At 57.8% G+C, this 16,792-nt stretch carries 8 protein-coding genes; 7 read left to right on the forward strand and 1 reads right to left on the reverse strand.

The features are described from left to right. The first annotated feature begins 21 nt into the window (after nucleotides 1-21). From C8K61_RS00635 to C8K61_RS00650, 6 genes are all read left to right on the forward strand, one after another. The gene (locus C8K61_RS00635) at nucleotides 22-1,251 is read left to right on the forward strand and encodes a glycosyltransferase family 4 protein (protein WP_108094176.1); all 1,230 of its coding nucleotides are present in this window, start codon (nucleotides 22-24) and stop codon (nucleotides 1,249-1,251) included. Between the two features lie 98 nt (nucleotides 1,252-1,349). Further along, entirely contained in the window at nucleotides 1,350-2,210 is an 861-nt protein-coding gene (locus C8K61_RS26595; protein ID WP_146174260.1) for a hypothetical protein, read from the forward strand. A gap of 209 nt (nucleotides 2,211-2,419) precedes the next feature. Continuing rightward, nucleotides 2,420-3,040: a hypothetical protein gene (locus C8K61_RS26600; RefSeq protein WP_146174261.1), complete on the forward strand. Its 621-nt coding sequence runs from the start codon at nucleotides 2,420-2,422 to the stop codon at nucleotides 3,038-3,040. A gap of 1,737 nt (nucleotides 3,041-4,777) precedes the next feature. Next, nucleotides 4,778-10,150, forward strand: coding sequence for a calcium-binding protein (locus C8K61_RS00640; RefSeq protein WP_158272489.1), 5,373 nt, complete (start codon nucleotides 4,778-4,780; stop codon nucleotides 10,148-10,150). 384 nt (nucleotides 10,151-10,534) lie between these two features. Further along, nucleotides 10,535-12,787 (forward strand): Orn/Lys/Arg decarboxylase N-terminal domain-containing protein, encoded by a 2,253-nt coding sequence (locus C8K61_RS00645; RefSeq protein WP_108094180.1) that lies wholly within the window; start codon nucleotides 10,535-10,537, stop codon nucleotides 12,785-12,787. 63 nt (nucleotides 12,788-12,850) lie between these two features. Beyond that, nucleotides 12,851-14,164, forward strand: a complete 1,314-nt coding sequence (locus C8K61_RS00650) for an amino acid permease (RefSeq protein WP_178086400.1) — start codon at nucleotides 12,851-12,853, stop codon at nucleotides 14,162-14,164. Between the two features lie 77 nt (nucleotides 14,165-14,241). Here the strand turns inward: C8K61_RS00650 and nhaB are convergent, their stop codons facing one another. Continuing rightward, nucleotides 14,242-15,738, reverse strand: a complete 1,497-nt coding sequence (nhaB, locus tag C8K61_RS00655) for a sodium/proton antiporter NhaB (protein WP_108094184.1) — start codon at nucleotides 15,736-15,738, stop codon at nucleotides 14,242-14,244. A gap of 219 nt (nucleotides 15,739-15,957) precedes the next feature. On the opposite strand from nhaB, the gene C8K61_RS00660 reads away from it, so the two are divergent. Continuing rightward, on the forward strand, nucleotides 15,958-16,770 hold the full coding sequence (locus tag C8K61_RS00660) for a crotonase/enoyl-CoA hydratase family protein (RefSeq protein WP_108094186.1): 813 nt from the start codon (nucleotides 15,958-15,960) through the stop codon (nucleotides 16,768-16,770). Nucleotides 16,771-16,792: the final 22 nt, after the last annotated feature.

The raw sequence follows: 16,792 nt of genomic DNA on the forward strand, positions 1-16,792 counted from the left end.
CAAGGACGTCGAGGCATCAGGATGAGAGTGCTGTTCGTACACCAGAACTTCCCCGGGCAATTCCGCCACATCGCCGCGCACCTGGCGCAACAGCCCGGTGTCGAGGTATTGGCCATCGGCCGCGACACCGCACCCGGCCTGCCGGGCGTGCGCCTGCTGCGCTACAAACCGCACCGCGGCGCCGACCAGGCCACCCACCCTTACGTGCGCACCATGGAAGAAGCCGTACTGCACGGCCAGCAAGTGCTGCGCCTGCTGCTCGACCTGAAAGGCAAAGGCTACCGGCCCGACGTGATCGTCGCCCACCCCGGCTGGGGCGAAACCCTCTACGCCAAAGACGCCTTTCCCCACGCCAAGCTCATTCACTTCTGCGAGTACTACTACCACTCGCACGGCGCCGACGCGAACTTCGACCCCGAATTCCCCCTCGACATCAACGGCGCCGCGCGCATCCGCACCCGCAACGCCCTGCACCTGCTCAACCTGGAAAACTGCGACCTCGCCGTCACCCCCACAAAGTGGCAACACAGCCTGCACCCCGCCGCCTACCGCGACAAAATCCAGGTGATCCACGAAGGCATCGACACCGACAACCTCAAACCCGACCCGAACGCCGAACTCACCCTACCCAACGGCAACGTGCTCAAAGCCGGCATGCCCATCGTCACCTACGTCGCGCGCAACCTGGAACCCTACCGCGGCTTCCACACCTTCATGCGCGCCTTGCCCGACCTGCTCAAACAACACCCCACCTGCCAGGTAGTGATAGTCGGCGGCGACGGCGTCAGCTACGGCAGCGCCCCCAAAGACGCACCCAACTGGCGAAGTAAACTGCTGCAAGAGAATCCCGTGGATCTCAGCCGCGTGCACTTTCTAGGCAAGGTGCCCTACGACACCTACAAGAAGGTACTGCAGGTGTCGGCTGTGCATGTGTACCTGACGTACCCGTTTGTATTGTCCTGGTCGTTGCTGGAGGCGATGGCGACGGGGTGTTTGATTGTCGGCTCGGATACGGCGCCGGTGAGGGAGGTTATTCGGGATGGGGCGAATGGGGTGTTGGTGGGGTTTTTTGATAAGGATGAAGTGGTGCGGGCGGTGGTGAAGGGGTTGGGAATGGGGGAAGAGGCGGGCGAGTATCGGCGGTTGGCTTTTAGTGAGGCGAGGGGGTATTCGATGAGGGAGGGGGTGGTTGGATATCAGGGAACTATAGAAAGACAGTTGGTTGGTGTAGTTGCAGAAGTAGTAGGTTAGTCGTCTACTCTGGTTAATGCAGATAGGTTTATTTTGAATATTCGATTTTTGAGGGGGAAGTTATGAGGGGGGGACGATTTTTATGGGCCCTAGTCCCTATGTTTTGCCAAATCAGCAATGTGGAAGCGGAGGGGCAGAAGAAGTTACAGGGTAAAGACACAATCTATTACTCGGAAGTTGCCCCGGATTTCATGCCGGGTGGAGATAGGAAGGTTCTAGTCGCATCAACTGTGCCACGCCCTGCCGGAAGTTTTGATTTGATTGCAGGTAAGGAGCGTAAGTTGTGCCGTGAGCTAATTGATTCTTTCAATGAGTCAGGAAGCTATAGCGGTGAAGATAGAGTTTACTGGGGTCTAGAGAACTCTGCATTGTTGAGTTGGAATGTGCTGGAAACTAGGCAGGATATTCCGCAGTCGAACAGCCCTTCGTTCAATCTTGGCCTCGAATATATGGATGTCGACGTTGATGGCGATGGGGTTGTTGAGCGGGTGTATAGGAAAGGAGAGTTGCTTAGCAGCCGGACTTATCAAGAAATATCGATATTTAGCCTCGCTCAGTTGCCGGAGGAAATTGATGGTGATGCCGTCAATAAAGCATGTAAGCCAGATATCAATTCTTCTCTGTGTAGAGAACAAGTTGAAAAGCTACGAATTTTTTTGAATAAAGATTCAGGTGGCCGGAAAGGTGAGTGGCAATCCGCGTCTGACATGTCGTATGTGGCAACTAGCGACGGACAGTCTCGAAAAATAATATTTCCGAAGAGTAGAAATACTCCCGTACGAAATGTTGCTGCAAACTCTGGTGGGGTTTGGGATCTCTATAAGTTGAAATCCGGGGTCGTTGTTGTATCTGCACCGACTGCAGAGTTCGCTCGTCCCGAGTATTTGGTGTTTTCGCCTAGGAAAAATGATCCAGCAATTTTACAGTGCGTAATATCTCCGATTGTTTGGCGTCGATAGTTTTTTATTTTTAACTTGAAGGAGTAAGTTTATGGTGACGTCAATTGAGCGGCTGGGGGAGCTTCATTTTGATTATGAAGCCTACGCAACGATTAAAGGAGCTCCTCAGATTGAAAAAGGGGACAGATTTATTTAGTTGCTCTAATTTTATGAGTCTTGTTAAGTTTTAGAGTAGTTAAATAAATCTGTCCCCTTTGTGGTTTAGCTGTTTGCAGTTGTTTTCTTGGGTAGGGCTAAATATGGGGTTTCTTAGGTTTTATAAAGAATTTTTTTGTGCGTTTCTGCTCGTTGCTGTGGGGTATAAAGCAAACTCCAGTGAGGAAATTGGCTCAACTTCAGAGGTTGATTATAAAGAAAGTAATTATTGCTCCTCGGAAAAGTGGCAGGCGTTGCCAGAGTCTTTAATTAACAAGTGGGATGTCGTAGAAGATGGGAGGATTATTGACTCTTCGTACTATGGAAAGGTGTTTGAGGCGAGTTCGGAAGTAGGTGAACAAAAATTATATTTGTACAAGCTTATGCTTTCCATTGATGGCAGAGATGTGTACGAAAGTATTTTTGCTTTTGACTCCCGTTTAATAAATGTGGATGTTGAAGGTAATGGTCGAACGGCAAGCTACAATATTAGACTTGAGGCTGAGGAGGCGGTCCGTCGCTTAGGGCATGTTCCAGATAATTTGATAGTTGAAGATGCTAGGAGCCATATTTCATCGTGGTCTTCTGGTAATAGAGAGTTTTTTACATTTGAAGGTTATTATGGGTATTTAATTACCGAGGTGCAGCGCGATGGCCTGGTTTATATATGCTCGCGCTCACTTCAGAGGATCTGATAATCCGTCCCCTTTGTTGCCTTTGTTGCAGTAGTAGTAAATAAAACTGTCTCTTTGGGGCCGGGTGAGAGGTTGAAAGGTCATGATTAAGGTTTTAGCGTTGATCGTTTCCGGTGCGTTGTTTCTGTTGCCCTTTTTTCTTGTTTATATGTCTTGGTTGAGTGTTAAGAGAATCCGATGTGGTGGAAGGTATGTGTGGTGGGCGTTGTTTGCATTTATTCCGGCTTGGGGGGCATATGCTTATGCTGGGCTGGCCTGGTTCGAAGATCAATTAATTGCTCCTGGGTTTAGGCCGATAAGTAGTTTGGCGCTTTATCTATATTTGGCTGTAAATCTGAGTTGGGCAATTTAGTTTTCTATTATTTTGAGATTGAGGTTTGCACTTTCTGTGTTTGTTGTTCCGTTGGTTTTTATTGTTGGTTTGGGAGTGATGGGGCTGTTTGGGTGGGCTGCTGCTGTAGGTTTTTGGGGTCGTTATTGAGATGTCATCGCAAACAAATGCGTTGCTGTAGCGATGGTTTGAAACGTTTTTAAGATAAAAGATTGAAGATTCATTTTAACTACCCTAATTTTATGAAAGTTGTCGGTGATTAGAGTAACTAAAATAAATTTCCCCGCTTTGCTGTAAATATCGATAAGACGTTCCGAATCACGGATGTTCGTTTTCACTCTCTGAAAATCACTAATGGATGGATTACATGACCGCTCCGAGGTCAAAAGGGGACGGATTTATTTTTACTACTCTAATTCACTAGTAAATAGGCGTTTAGAGTACGAAAAATAAATCCGTCCCTTTTTTCCGCTCTTTTTCCGCTGAGTTAAATAGTTTCTTGTGGTGGTTTATAGTGGCAAAAGTAAGGCTTGGCTAAGGTTTGTGAGGAGTAGTAGATGGATCTGTTAAAGGCTAGGGGCGCGATAGCTCTATGTTCGGTACTTTTTGTTGCTCCCGACTACGTGCGTTCTGCCGAGCTTGAAATTGTAAATAAACCAGTCCTTAATATTGATTCTAGGTCTGCCCCTATAAATGGATCTCCGGCCGGGAGTTCGGTATTTTTGCACTATTGTCTTCCCGATTTTAAGCCGTTGCTAGTGGGGGGTTGCAATTCGGCGCAGGCCAGAAAATATATAGTTCAAGTTGGCTACCACTATTTCTTGGATGGAAGCGTTCCTCCGCGACTCGAGGCTGCTTCGAGGTATGTATTGCCGTTCGAGTATCATAGAGATTTCAAAGGTAAAACGCCTTACTTTAGGTATTACGAACAGGTGGAGTTGGCAAAGAGGATAGCTCTCTACAAGGTGGGTTCCTCTCAGTCACCCTATTCGGGTTTGCTGCGGTACGAGTTATCTGGTGCGCCAGTCATCGTCTGGATTCCTGAGGCGCATAGAGAGAGTACAACCAGATTGGGTAACCCCTTGGTGTTTTTTTGTGTTGGGCCTACATGCTCTCTAGACTTGGATTTGGGAAATGGTTGGGTCGTTACCGCGCAATTTGATGAGAGCGCGCTGGGAAGGTGGCATGAACTTTATTTGAATATATATAAGTCTACCGAGGTGGTGGTTGGGGGATAAGTATGGAGAAAGGAGTTAGATTCATTTTAGCTACTCTAATTTTATGAAGTTTTTCGGCATTTAGAGTAACTAAAATAAATTTCCCCGCTTTGCTGTAAATATCGATAAGACGTTCCGAATCACGGATGTTCGTTTTCACTCTCTGAAAATCACTAATGGATGGATTACATGACCGCTCCTGTAAATGGACTTTCTACCAGTGCTACCACCGCTGCCAGCGACAGCAATGACCACTTTATTGGCACTACCGCCAGCGACACGTTGATTGGCGGTGGCGGCAACGACACCCTCGACGGCGGCGCCGGTGATGACCTGTTGTTGGGCGGCGAGGGCAATGACAGTGTGCTCGGTGGCGCAGGCAATGACCGTCTGGATGGCGGCACGGGGAGCGACACGCTGGTGGGCGGTGCGGGGGATGACACGTATGTGGTGGATGCCATCACCGATGTGGTCAGTGAGTTGGCCAATTCGGGGATCGATACGGTGGAGTCGAGCATCAGCCTGACGCTGGCCACCTATGTTGAAAACCTGCTGCTCACCGGCACCGAGGCGCTGAATGGCACGGGCAATACCTCGGCCAATCGCCTGGTCGGCAACAGTGCTGCGAATGTGTTGAATGGCGGCACCGGTATCGACACGCTGATCGGTGGCGATGGCAACGACACTTATGTGGTGGATGCGCTTGCCGATGTGGTGATCGAGAACGCCAATGAGGGCATCGACACGGTGCAGGCCAGTGTCAGTTACGCCTTGGCGGCCCATCTGGAAAACCTCACGCTCACCGGCACCGGGTTGCTCACGGGCACTGGCAACGAGCTGGACAATGTCCTGATTGGCAACGCCGGCGCCAATACCCTGTACGGCGGTTTGGGCAATGATCGCCTCGATGGCGGCAGCGGTGCGGACACGCTGTTTGGCGGCGCCGGGGACGACACCTATGTGGTCAATATCGCCACTGACGTGGTTACCGAACTGGCGGATGAAGGCAGCGATACGGTCGAGTCTTCGGTCAGTTTTACCCTCGGCGATCACCTCGAAAATCTCACCCTTACCGGCTCCGCTGCCAGCGCCGGCACCGGCAATGGGCTGAACAATGTGCTCACCGGCAACGCGGCCAGCAACAGCCTCAGCGGTGGCGAGGGTAGCGACACGCTGTACGGCGGCGCTGGCAATGATCGCTTGGATGGCGGCGCGGGCGACGACCTGCTAGTGGGCGGTGTGGGCAACGACACCTATGCGGTGGACTCCAGCAGCGATGTGCTCGTCGAGCTGGCGGGCGAGGGCACCGATCTGGTTGAGGCCAGCGCCACCTATAGCCTGGGCGACAACTTTGAGAACCTGACCCTGGTCGGCGAGCAGGCCATCGACGCTTACGGCAATGCGCTGAACAACGTGATTACCGGTAACAGTGCGGCGAACAGTCTGTTTGGCGGCGACGGCAACGACAGCCTGCGCGGCGGCGCCGGCAATGACCGCCTCAATGGCGGGGTGGGCAAGGACACCCTGGTCGGCGGCAGCGGCGATGACAGCTATGTGCTCGACAGCAGCACCGATGTAGTCATCGAGGCGCTGGATGGCGGCATCGACACCGTGGAAACCAGCATCAGCCTGCTGCTGGCGGCCAACGTCGAGAACCTGCTGCTCACTGGCAGCGAGGCGATCAATGGCACCGGCAACAGCCTGGCCAACCAGCTCACCGGCAACAGCGCGGCCAACGTCCTCAACGGCGGTGCCGGCAACGACACTCTGCTCGGTGGCGCCGGTAACGACACCTATCTGGTGGATAGCGCCGGCGATTTGGTGATCGAGAATGCCGGCGAGGGCACCGACACCGTGCAGGCCAGCGTCAGCTACAGCCTCGGCGCCAACGTCGAGAACCTCACCCTTACCGGTGGCAGCCTGATCGATGGCGCCGGCAACAGCCTGGATAACCTGATTGTCGGCAACTGGGTCGCCAACGTGCTCAACGGCGGCGCGGGCAACGACACCCTCAGCGCAGGCGAGGGTAACGACCGTCTGGATGGCGGCGGCGGCGCCGACTCGATGATCGGTGGCTACGGCAACGACACCTATGTGGTCGATTCGCTGGACGATGTGGTGGTGGAAAATGTCGGTGAGGGTAGCAATGACCTGATCGAGTCGAGCATAAGCCTGACCCTCGGCGCCAACGTCGAACACCTCACCCTGACCGGCAACGCCGCCATCAATGGCACCGGCAACGCTTCAGTGAATATCCTCACCGGCAACGACGCGGCCAACGTGCTCGCCGCCGGTGCCGGCAACGACACCCTGCGCGGTGGCGCCGGCAACGACTGGCTCGACGGTGGCAGCGGCTACGACCTGCTGGAAGGCGGCGCGGGCGACGACTACCTGTTCGGCGACTCGGGCAACGACCGCCTGGACGGCGGCAGCGGCGCCGACACCCTGGAAGGCGGCACGGGCGATGACACCTATGTGGTCGAGTCGAGCGGCGATCTGGTGACTGAACTCGGCAACGCCGGTGTCGACACGGTGGAGGCCAGCATCAGCTTTGGCCTGGGCGCCAACGTCGAGCACCTGACCCTGACCGGCAGCGCCGCCATCAACGCCACCGGCAACAGCCTCAACAACCGCCTCACCGGCAACAGCGCCAACAACACGCTGGACGGTGGCGCCGGCAACGACACCCTGGTCGGCGGCGCTGGCAATGACACCTTAAGTGGCGGTACCGGCAACAACACCTACCTGTATCGAAAGGGCGATGGCAGCGACACCATTCGCAGCTTTGCCGATGGCACGGTGGGCAAGAAAAACGTCTTGCAGCTTGAAGCGATCAGCCCGGACGAAGTGAGCCTGGCGCGTCGCGATGCGACCCTGGTGCTGAGTTTCGCCGGCTCCAGCGACACCATCATCCTCGAAGACGTCTTCTACTCGACCACTGACGGCAGCCGCTCCGTGCCCGTGCAGAGCATCCAGTTTGGTGACGGCACGGTCTGGACCCTGACTGCTGGCGGCAGCCTGAGCAACACCCTCAACGGCCAGGCCGGCCGCGACATCATCGTGGTGAGCGACACCTCGGATAACAACGTACTGAGTGGCGGACTTGGCAACGACGCGCTGTTTGGCGGGTTCTACAACGACACCTACCTGTTCAACCTGGGCGATGGCCAAGACAGCATCAGTGAAGTGGCTATCGGCGACGAAGCTATGGATACGCTGAGCTTTGGTGCGGGGATTGAGGCTAACGATATTCAGATACGCAAGGTCGGCGCTGATCTTGTGTTGGTGCACAGCAATGGCAGCGATCAGGTGGCCATCAAAAACTGGTTCGAGAGCATTGGGCCGGATGCGAATGCAGTGGCGTCCTCACGCATCGAGTGGGTGCGGTTTGACGATGGCACCATCTGGGATGTGAACACTCTGCAAGGCCAGATCGGGGTGCAAGGTACCGAGCGGGCCGATACGTTGTTTGGCTGGGCAGGGGATGACTTTATCCATGCCGGTGGCGGCGATGATCTGATGGACGGCGGCAGCGGGATGAACCATTTGTTTGGCGATGCGGGCGATGACACCTTGATTGTCGCCGACACCTCGCACGACAACTTCCTGGTCGGTGGTCGTGGCAACGACACCCTCATCGGAGGCGCCAACAGCGACACCTATGCGTTCAGTTTGGGCGATGGGCAGGACACCATTTTCGAGATCGCCAGCGATAGCGGCGCGATGGACACCTTGTCGTTCGGTGGCATTTCACCCTATGACATCCAGATACAGCGCGTTGGCGCGGACTTGGTGCTGGCCCACAGCAATGGCAGCGATCAGGTGACTATCAAGAATTGGTTTGATAGCGCGGGGCTGAATGCTGACGTAGTGGGGGTTTCGCGTATTGAGTGGGTGCGGTTTGACGATGGCACCGTTTGGGATGTGAACACCCTGCAAAGCAATTTCGGCATGCAGGGAACCGATCGCGCCGATGTGTTGCTTGGCTGGATGGGTGATGACTTTATCCATGCCGGTGGCGGTGACGATCTGCTGGACGGCGGCAGCGGGATGAACCATTTGTTTGGCGATGCGGGCGATGACACCTTGATTGTCGCCGGCAACGCGCACGACAACCTGCTGGTGGGTGGTCGCGGCAATGACACCCTTACTGGCAGCGCCAACGGCGACACCTATGTGTTCAGCCTGGGCGATGGTCAGGACACCCTTTTCGAGATCGCCAGCGATAGCGTTGCGATGGACACCTTGTCGTTCGGTGGCATTTCACCCTATGACATCCAGGTGCAGCGCGTTGGCGCGGACTTGGTGCTGGCCCACAGCAATGGCAGCGATCAGGTGACTATCAAGAATTGGTTTGATAGCGCCGGGCTGAATGCTGACGTAGTGGAGGTTTCGCGTATTGAGTGGGTGCGGTTTGACGATGGCACCGTTTGGGATGTGAACACCCTGCAAAACAATTTCGGGGTGCAGGGTACCGAGCAGGCCGATGTGTTGCTTGGCTGGATGGGCGATGACTTTATCCATGCCGGTGGTGGTGACGATTTGCTGGACGGCGGCAGCGGGATGAACCATCTGTTTGGCGATGCGGGCGATGACACCTTGATGGTCGCCGGCAACGCGCACGACAACCTGCTGGTAGGTGGTCGCGGCAACGACACCATTACGGGCAGCGCCAACGGCGACACTTATGTGTTCAGCCTGGGCGATGGTCAGGACGTGATCGTCGAGTCTGCCAATCTGGGCGGCGCGGACGAGTTGGGCTTTGGCTTCGATATCTCGCCTTACGATATTCGGGTGCGTAGAGAGGGCACCGATCTGGTATTTGCCCACGTCAACGGCCTAGATCGGGTCACGATCAAGAATTGCTTCACCGACACCAGTTCGTCGGCGCAGGTGGTCGCGTCCTCTCTTATTGAAAGGATCGTCTTCGCTAACGGCACCATTTGGGGCGTTGAAGAGCTGCTGGGGCGGATGGGGATCGAGGGCACAGACCAAGCCGATACCATGATCGGCTGGGCAGGCAACGATTTGATCGAGGCCGGCGGCGGCGACGATTTTATCGATGCTGGTGGTGGCAGCAATTTTATCTTCGGCGGCGCCGGTAACGACACCGTGCTGGTCGACACCAACGCGGCGGACAACACGCTGGATGGTGGTCTGGGCAATGACACCCTGTATGGCAGCGCCAACAGCGATACCTACATGTTCTTTGCCGCGGGAGGACAGGACACCATTGTCGAGACCGCCAGCACCCCCAATGCGGTCGATGTGTTGTATCTCGACGTCAACAGCGAAGACCTGTGGTTCACCCGCAACGGTGAAGACCTGGATATCGCAGTGATCGGCACCCAGGACAAGGTGACCATCAAGGACTGGTATGCCTCGGAGTTCGCGCGTATCGAGCAGATCCAGACCTACGATGGCAAAACCCTGCTCGACAGCCAGGTGCAAAACCTGGTGGACGCCATGGCCTCGTTCGCGCCGCCCGCGGCGGGGGAGTTCAGCCAGTCGGAGAACTACCTGGCGCAGTTGTCGACGGCAATTGCGGTGAATGGGCAGTAACGGCCCAGGCTAGTCAGGCTGCTTACTGGGCCGGGGCTGCTGTGTTTGCAGGCCCGGCCAATCGCGGCTGAAGCCCCTCCCACAGGAGATCACCGGTCCCTGTAGGAGCGGCTTCAGCCGCGATGTTTTTGATCGTCAGCACAGGCCGGCGTCCCGGCTATCTATCCGCAGCCGAAGCCTGTCCCACAGGAGATCACCGGTCCCTGTGGGAGGGGCTTCAGCCGCGATGTTTTTGATCTTCTGCGCAGCACCGGGGTGTAGCCGAGTTATCCGCGTGCGACGTTTTCGTACAGCCCCCGCCTCAGGGGGTTACGCCCGTTCGGGTGAGCCTCTACCCTGAGGGCTGCACGGGCCAGGCCCGGTTACTCTTCAGGCGCTAACAGCATGTATAAAGACCTCAAGTTTCCCGTTCTCATCGTGCACCGCGACATCAAGGCCGACACCGTGGCCGGTGACCGGGTGCGGGAGATTGCCCGTGAGCTGGAGCTGGAAGGCTTCACCATTATTTCGACCGCGAGCTCAACCGAGGGCCGCATTGTCGCGTCGACCCACCACGGCCTGGCCTGCATTCTGGTGGCCGCCGAGGGGGCAGGGGAGAACCAGCGTCTGCTGCACGATGTGATCGAGCTGATCCGTGCCGCGCGGGTGCGGGCGCCGCAGTTGCCGATCTTTGCCCTCGGCGAGCAAGTGACCATCGAGAACGCGCCGGCCGAGGCCATGGCTGATCTCAATCAGTTGCGTGGTCTGCTTTATCTGTTCGAGGACACCGTGCCGTTCCTGGCCCGTCAGGTGGCGCGCGCCGCGCGGATTTATCTGGATGGCTTGCTGCCGCCGTTCTTCAAGGCGCTGGTGCAGCACACCGCTGAATCCAACTATTCCTGGCACACGCCGGGGCATGGCGGTGGAGTGGCCTATCGCAAGAGCCCGGTGGGCCAGGCGTTTCACCAGTTTTTTGGCGAGAACACGCTGCGTTCCGACCTCTCGGTGTCAGTGCCGGAGCTGGGCTCTTTGCTCGATCACACCGGCCCGCTGGCGGAAGCCGAGGCCCGGGCGGCGCGCAATTTTGGCGCTGACCATACCTATTTCGTGATCAATGGCACCTCGACCGCCAACAAGATCGTCTGGCACTCGATGGTTGGCCGTGACGACCTGGTGCTGGTGGACCGCAACTGCCACAAGTCGATTCTGCATTCGATCATCATGACCGGCGCTATCCCGCTGTACCTCAGCCCGGAGCGCAACGAGCTGGGCATCATCGGGCCGATTCCGCTGAGCGAGTTCACCCGTGAGTCGATCCAGGCCAAGATCGACGCCAGCCCGCTGGCTCGCGGTCGTGAGCCGAAGGTCAAGCTGGTGGTGGTAACCAACTCCACCTATGACGGCCTGTGCTACAACGCCGAGCTGATCAAAAAGACCATCGGCGACAGCGTCGAAGTGGTGCATTTCGATGAGGCCTGGTACGCCTACGCCGCCTTCCATGAGTTCTACGCCGGCCGTTACGGCATGGGCACCTCGCGCACCGACGACGGCCCGCTGGTGTTCACCACCCATTCCACCCACAAGTTGCTGGCGGCGTTCAGCCAGGCCTCGATGATTCATGTGCAGGACGGCGGCGCGCGCCAGCTGGACCGTGACCGCTTCAACGAAGCGTTCATGATGCATATCTCCACCTCGCCGCAGTACGGCATCATCGCCTCCCTCGATGTGGCCTCGGCGATGATGGAAGGCCCGGCCGGGCGTTCGCTGATTCAGGAAACCTTTGATGAGGCGCTGAGCTTCCGTCGCGCCCTGGCCAATCTGCGCCAGAACCTGAGTGCCGAAGACTGGTGGTTCAGCATCTGGCAGCCGCCGTTGGCTGAAGGTGCCGATCACGTCAGCACCGCCGATTGGGTGCTGCAGCCGCAGGCCGATTGGCATGGCTTTGGCGATGTGGCCGACGACTATGTATTGCTCGACCCGATCAAGGTCACCCTGGTCACCCCGGGCCTGACCGCGGGCGGCGCGTTGAGCGAGCGCGGTATTCCGGCGGCGGTGGTCAGCAAGTTCCTCTGGGAACGGGGCCTGGTGGTGGAAAAAACCGGCCTGTATTCCTTCTTGGTGCTGTTCTCCATGGGCATCACCAAGGGCAAGTGGAGCACGCTGCTCACCGAGCTGCTGGAGTTCAAGCGTAGTTACGATGCCAACGTGTTGCTGAGCAATTGCCTGCCCTCGATCGTGCGCGAAGACGCCCGTTACCAGAACATGGGCCTGCGCGATCTGTGCGACGCGCTGCACAGCTGCTACCGCGACAACGCCACGCCGAAGGCGCTGAAGCGCATGTACACAGTGCTGCCGGAAGTGGCGATCAAACCGGCCGATGCCTACAACCACCTGGTGCGTGGCGAAGTGGAGGCGGTGCCGATCGACCAACTGATCGGGCGCATCGCGGCGGTGATGTTGGTGCCGTACCCGCCAGGCATCCCGCTGATCATGCCGGGCGAGCGCTTCACCGAAGCCACCCGCTCGATCATCGACTACCTGGCCTTCGCGCGGACCTTCGACCGCAGCTTCCCCGGTTTCGATACCGATGTGCACGGCCTGCAGCACGAAGACAGCCCGCAAGGGCGCTGCTATACAGTTGACTGCATCAAGGAGTAATTCAGCCTCGGGGGATACATGAGCGAAGCGCAGCAGAACGCAGCACTCAATGACACAGGGAGTATGGGGTTCTGGACCTGCTCGGCGCTGGTGGTAGGCAACATGGTTGGCTCGGGGGTGTTTCTGTTGCCCTCGGCCCTGGCCGCGTATGGCGGCCTGAGTCTGTACGGCTGGCTGATTTCGAGCATCGGCGCGGTGGTTCTGGCATTGACCTTCGCTCGCCTGTCGCGCCTCAACCCCTCGGCCGGTGGCCCTTACGCCTACACCCGTGACGGTTTCGGCGCCTTTGCCGGTTACCTGTGCGCCTGGACCTATTGGAAGGCGGCGTGGATCGGCAATGCGGCGATCTCGGTGACCTTGGTGGGTTACCTGCAAGTGTTCATTCCCGCCCTGCGTGACCCGGCGTTGGCGATTGGCACTGCCATCGCCGCCATCTGGCTGTGCACTCTGATCAACCTGCGCGGCATTGGCGCCTTCGGTGTGGTGCAGAACATTCTGACTGCGCTGAAGCTGATCCCGTTGTTGCTGATCGGCATCCTCGGCTGGTTTTCCTTTCACCCTGAATACCTGAGCATTCCGCCGGTGGAGTCGCTGCCCGGTGGCGGCGGTTATGCCACGGCGATTGCCACCACAGCGGCACTGACCCTGTGGTCGTTCATTGGTCTGGAGTCGGCGACGGTGCCGGCCGAGCACGTCAAAGACCCGAAACGCACCATTCCCCGCGCCACTATCTTCGGCACGCTGGTGGCGGCGGCGGTGTACATCCTTTCCATCACTGCCGTGCAGGGGGTGTTGCCGCCGGATGTGCTGATGCGTTCCACCGCACCGTTTGCCGACGCCGCGCAGGTGCTGCTAGGGCCCTGGGGTTATTACTTTGTTGCCGGTGGTGCGGTGGTCGCCTGCCTCGGTGCGCTGAACGGCTGGGTGTTGCTGCAAGGGCAGATTCCCATGGCCACGGCGCGCGATGGCTTGCTGCCGGAGTCACTGGCCAAGGTCAACAAACACAACGTGCCGGCCAACGGCCTGCTGGTGTCCGGGGTGCTGGTGACCTTGCTGGTGCTGATCGATGGCCAGGGCGACTTGGTCGAAGTGTTCAACGTGATCATCCTGCTCGGCACCATGACTGGCGTGGTGCCCTACGCCTTCTGCACGGCAGCGCTGTTGCAATTCCTGGCGGTGAAACCGGAGGCGTTCAAACCGCGCGAGCGGGGGTTGATGGTGGTGATTGGCAGCGTCGGCTTCATCTACTCGATGTGGGCGCTGTATGGCACCGGGCAACAGGCGATCTTTTGGGGGTTCCTGGTGCTGATGGCAGGGATTCCGCTGTACACCTGGCGGCAGTGGCGCAACCGCGTGCATGGCGTCGCCACCCTTTAAGTGCATCGCGGCTGAAGCCGTTCCTACAGAACTGCACAATTCGTAGGAGCGGCTTCAGCCGCGATTGATCTAAAGCCTTACAACCAATGCGCCACCGCCCACCAACCGAGCAGGCTCATGACGATGGTGTACGGCAACGCCATCCACGCCATACGCCCGTACGACAAGCGCACCAGCGGCGCCAAGGATGAGGTCAGCAAAAACAGAAACGCTGCCTGGCCATTGGGGGTCGCCACGCTCGGCAGGTTGGTGCCGGTGTTGATCGCCACCGCCAGGGTTTCGAAATGCTCGCGGCTCATGTTGCCGGCGGCGAATTCGCGTTTCACTTCGGTGATGTAGATGGTGGCGACGAACACGTTGTCGCTGATCGCCGAGAGCAGGCCGTTGGCGATAAACAGCATGGTCGGTTGCTGGTCGGTGGGCAGTGCCAGCACCGCCTGGATGATCGGGGTGAACAGCTGCTGTTCATGGATCACTGCCACCACGGCAAAAAACACCACCAGTAGGGCCGTGAAGGGCAGTGCGTCTTTGAAGGCGTTGCCGATCCGGTGTTCGTCGGTGATGCCGCTGAAGGCGGTGATCAGCACGATCACCAGCAAGCCGATCAAGCCCACTTCAGCGACGTGGAAGGCCAGGCAGCCAATCAGAATTACTGCGGCCAGGCCCTGCACGATCAGCCCGGCAGTGTCGCCCACGGTGCGCGTCTGTGCTTCGCGGGCGGCGTGTTCAGCCAGCACGCTGCGCACCGAGGCTGGCAGCTCGGTGCCGTAACCGAACCAGCGCAGCTTCTCCAGCAGCACGCAGGTGACCAGGCCGGCGAACAGCACCGGCATCGATACCGGCGCGACGTGTTTGAAGAAGGTGACAAAGTCCCAGCCCACTTCATGGCCAATCAGCAGGTTCTGCGGTTCGCCCACCAGGGTGCATACGCCGCCCAGCGCCGTGCCGACCGCGCCGTGCATCAGTAGGCTGCGCAGAAAGGCGCGGAACTGGTCGAGTTCCTGGCGCTGCTGCTCGGCGATATCGCCGTCATCGCTGGCGTCGTCGTGGTTGCTCTGCTTGGAGGCGAAGCGGTGGAACACCTGGTAGAAGCCCAGGCACACGGTGATCACCACCGCGATTACGGTGAGGGCGTCGAGGAAAGCTGAAAGAAAGGCGGCCAGCAAGCAGAAGGTCAGGCCCAGCAGTGCTTTGGATTTCACTCCCAGCAGCAGCTTGGAGAACACCAACAGCAGCAGGTCCTTCATGAAGTAGATGCCGGCGACCATAAACATCAGCAGCAAAATCACCGGGAAGTTGTGCGCTAACTCTTCGTACAGCGCCTGCGGAGTGGCCATGTTCAGCAGCAGCGCCTCCAGCACCAACAGGCCGCCGGGCTGCAGCGGGTAGCACTTGAGGGCCATGCCCAGGGTGAAAATGAACTCGGCCACCAGCATCCAGCCGGCTACCACCGGGCCAACCGTCCACAGGGCCAGAGGGTTTAGCACCAGGAAGGCGATGATGCAGAGCTTGTACCAGCGCGGTGAGTGGCCCAAAAAGTTTCTGCCAAAGGCATGGGCAAGTGAGGTTGTCATGACGCGGTAGACCTTATTCGAATGGAGTTTTGGGCGCCGGCAAGATGCCAGACAGATCAAGTGCTTATCGGCTTTACTCAAGCAGGGTGTGAAGACCGGCAGCGTGGTCTGCGTCACACCGCCGGCATCGACTTTTGTCGCGTGCTTGTTATAGTTGGCCGGTTTTATTCATAACAACATTCTATGCACGCGCGTGCAGCAGAAGTGAGGAAGGCCAAGATGTCCGCCTACAAAGCGTTCCGTGTAGAACTGGCCGACAAGATCGCCCATGTGGTGATCAACCGTCCAGAAAAAGTCAACGCCATGAGCGCAGACTTCTGGACCGAAATCGTGGAAATCTTCAACTGGATCGACAGCAACGACGAAGTGCGGGTGGTGGTCATTTCTGGCGCCGGCAAGCATTTCTCCTCGGGCATCGACCTGATGATGCTGGCCCAGGTTGGCAACCAGCTGGGCAAAGACCCCGGCCGCAACGCCGACGTGCTGCGCCGCAAGATTCTCGAACTTCAAGCTTCGTTCAATGCCGTGGACGCCTGCCGCAAGCCGGTACTGGCGGCCATTCAGGGCTACTGCCTGGGCGGCGCCATCGACCTGATCAGCGCCTGCGACATGCGTTACTCGACCCTCGATGCGCAGTTCTCGATCAAAGAAATCGACATGGGCATGGCAGCTGACGTCGGCACCCTGCAGCGTCTGCCACGTATCATCGGCGACGGCATGATGCGCGAGCTGGCCTATACCGGGCGCACCATTGGCGGCGAAGAAGCGCGCAGCATCGGCCTGGTCAACCGCACCTTCGTTGACGAGGCGGCGTTGCTCGATGGCGTGTTCGGCATTGCCCGCGAGATCGCCAGCAAGTCGCCGATTGCCATTCGTGGAACCAAGAAAATGATTGGCTACATGCGTGATCACCGCGTTGACGATGGCCTGGAATACGTTGCCGTGTGGAACGCCAACATGTTGCAGTCGCCCGATTTGCGCATTGCGATGACGGCCCACATGAGCAAGCAAAAGCCGGAATTCGCAGACTGATGCGCGCGAATTTCTCACTGGC

Source organism: Pseudomonas sp. GV071 (assembly GCF_003050835.1).
GTDB lineage: Bacteria > Pseudomonadota > Gammaproteobacteria > Pseudomonadales > Pseudomonadaceae > Aquipseudomonas.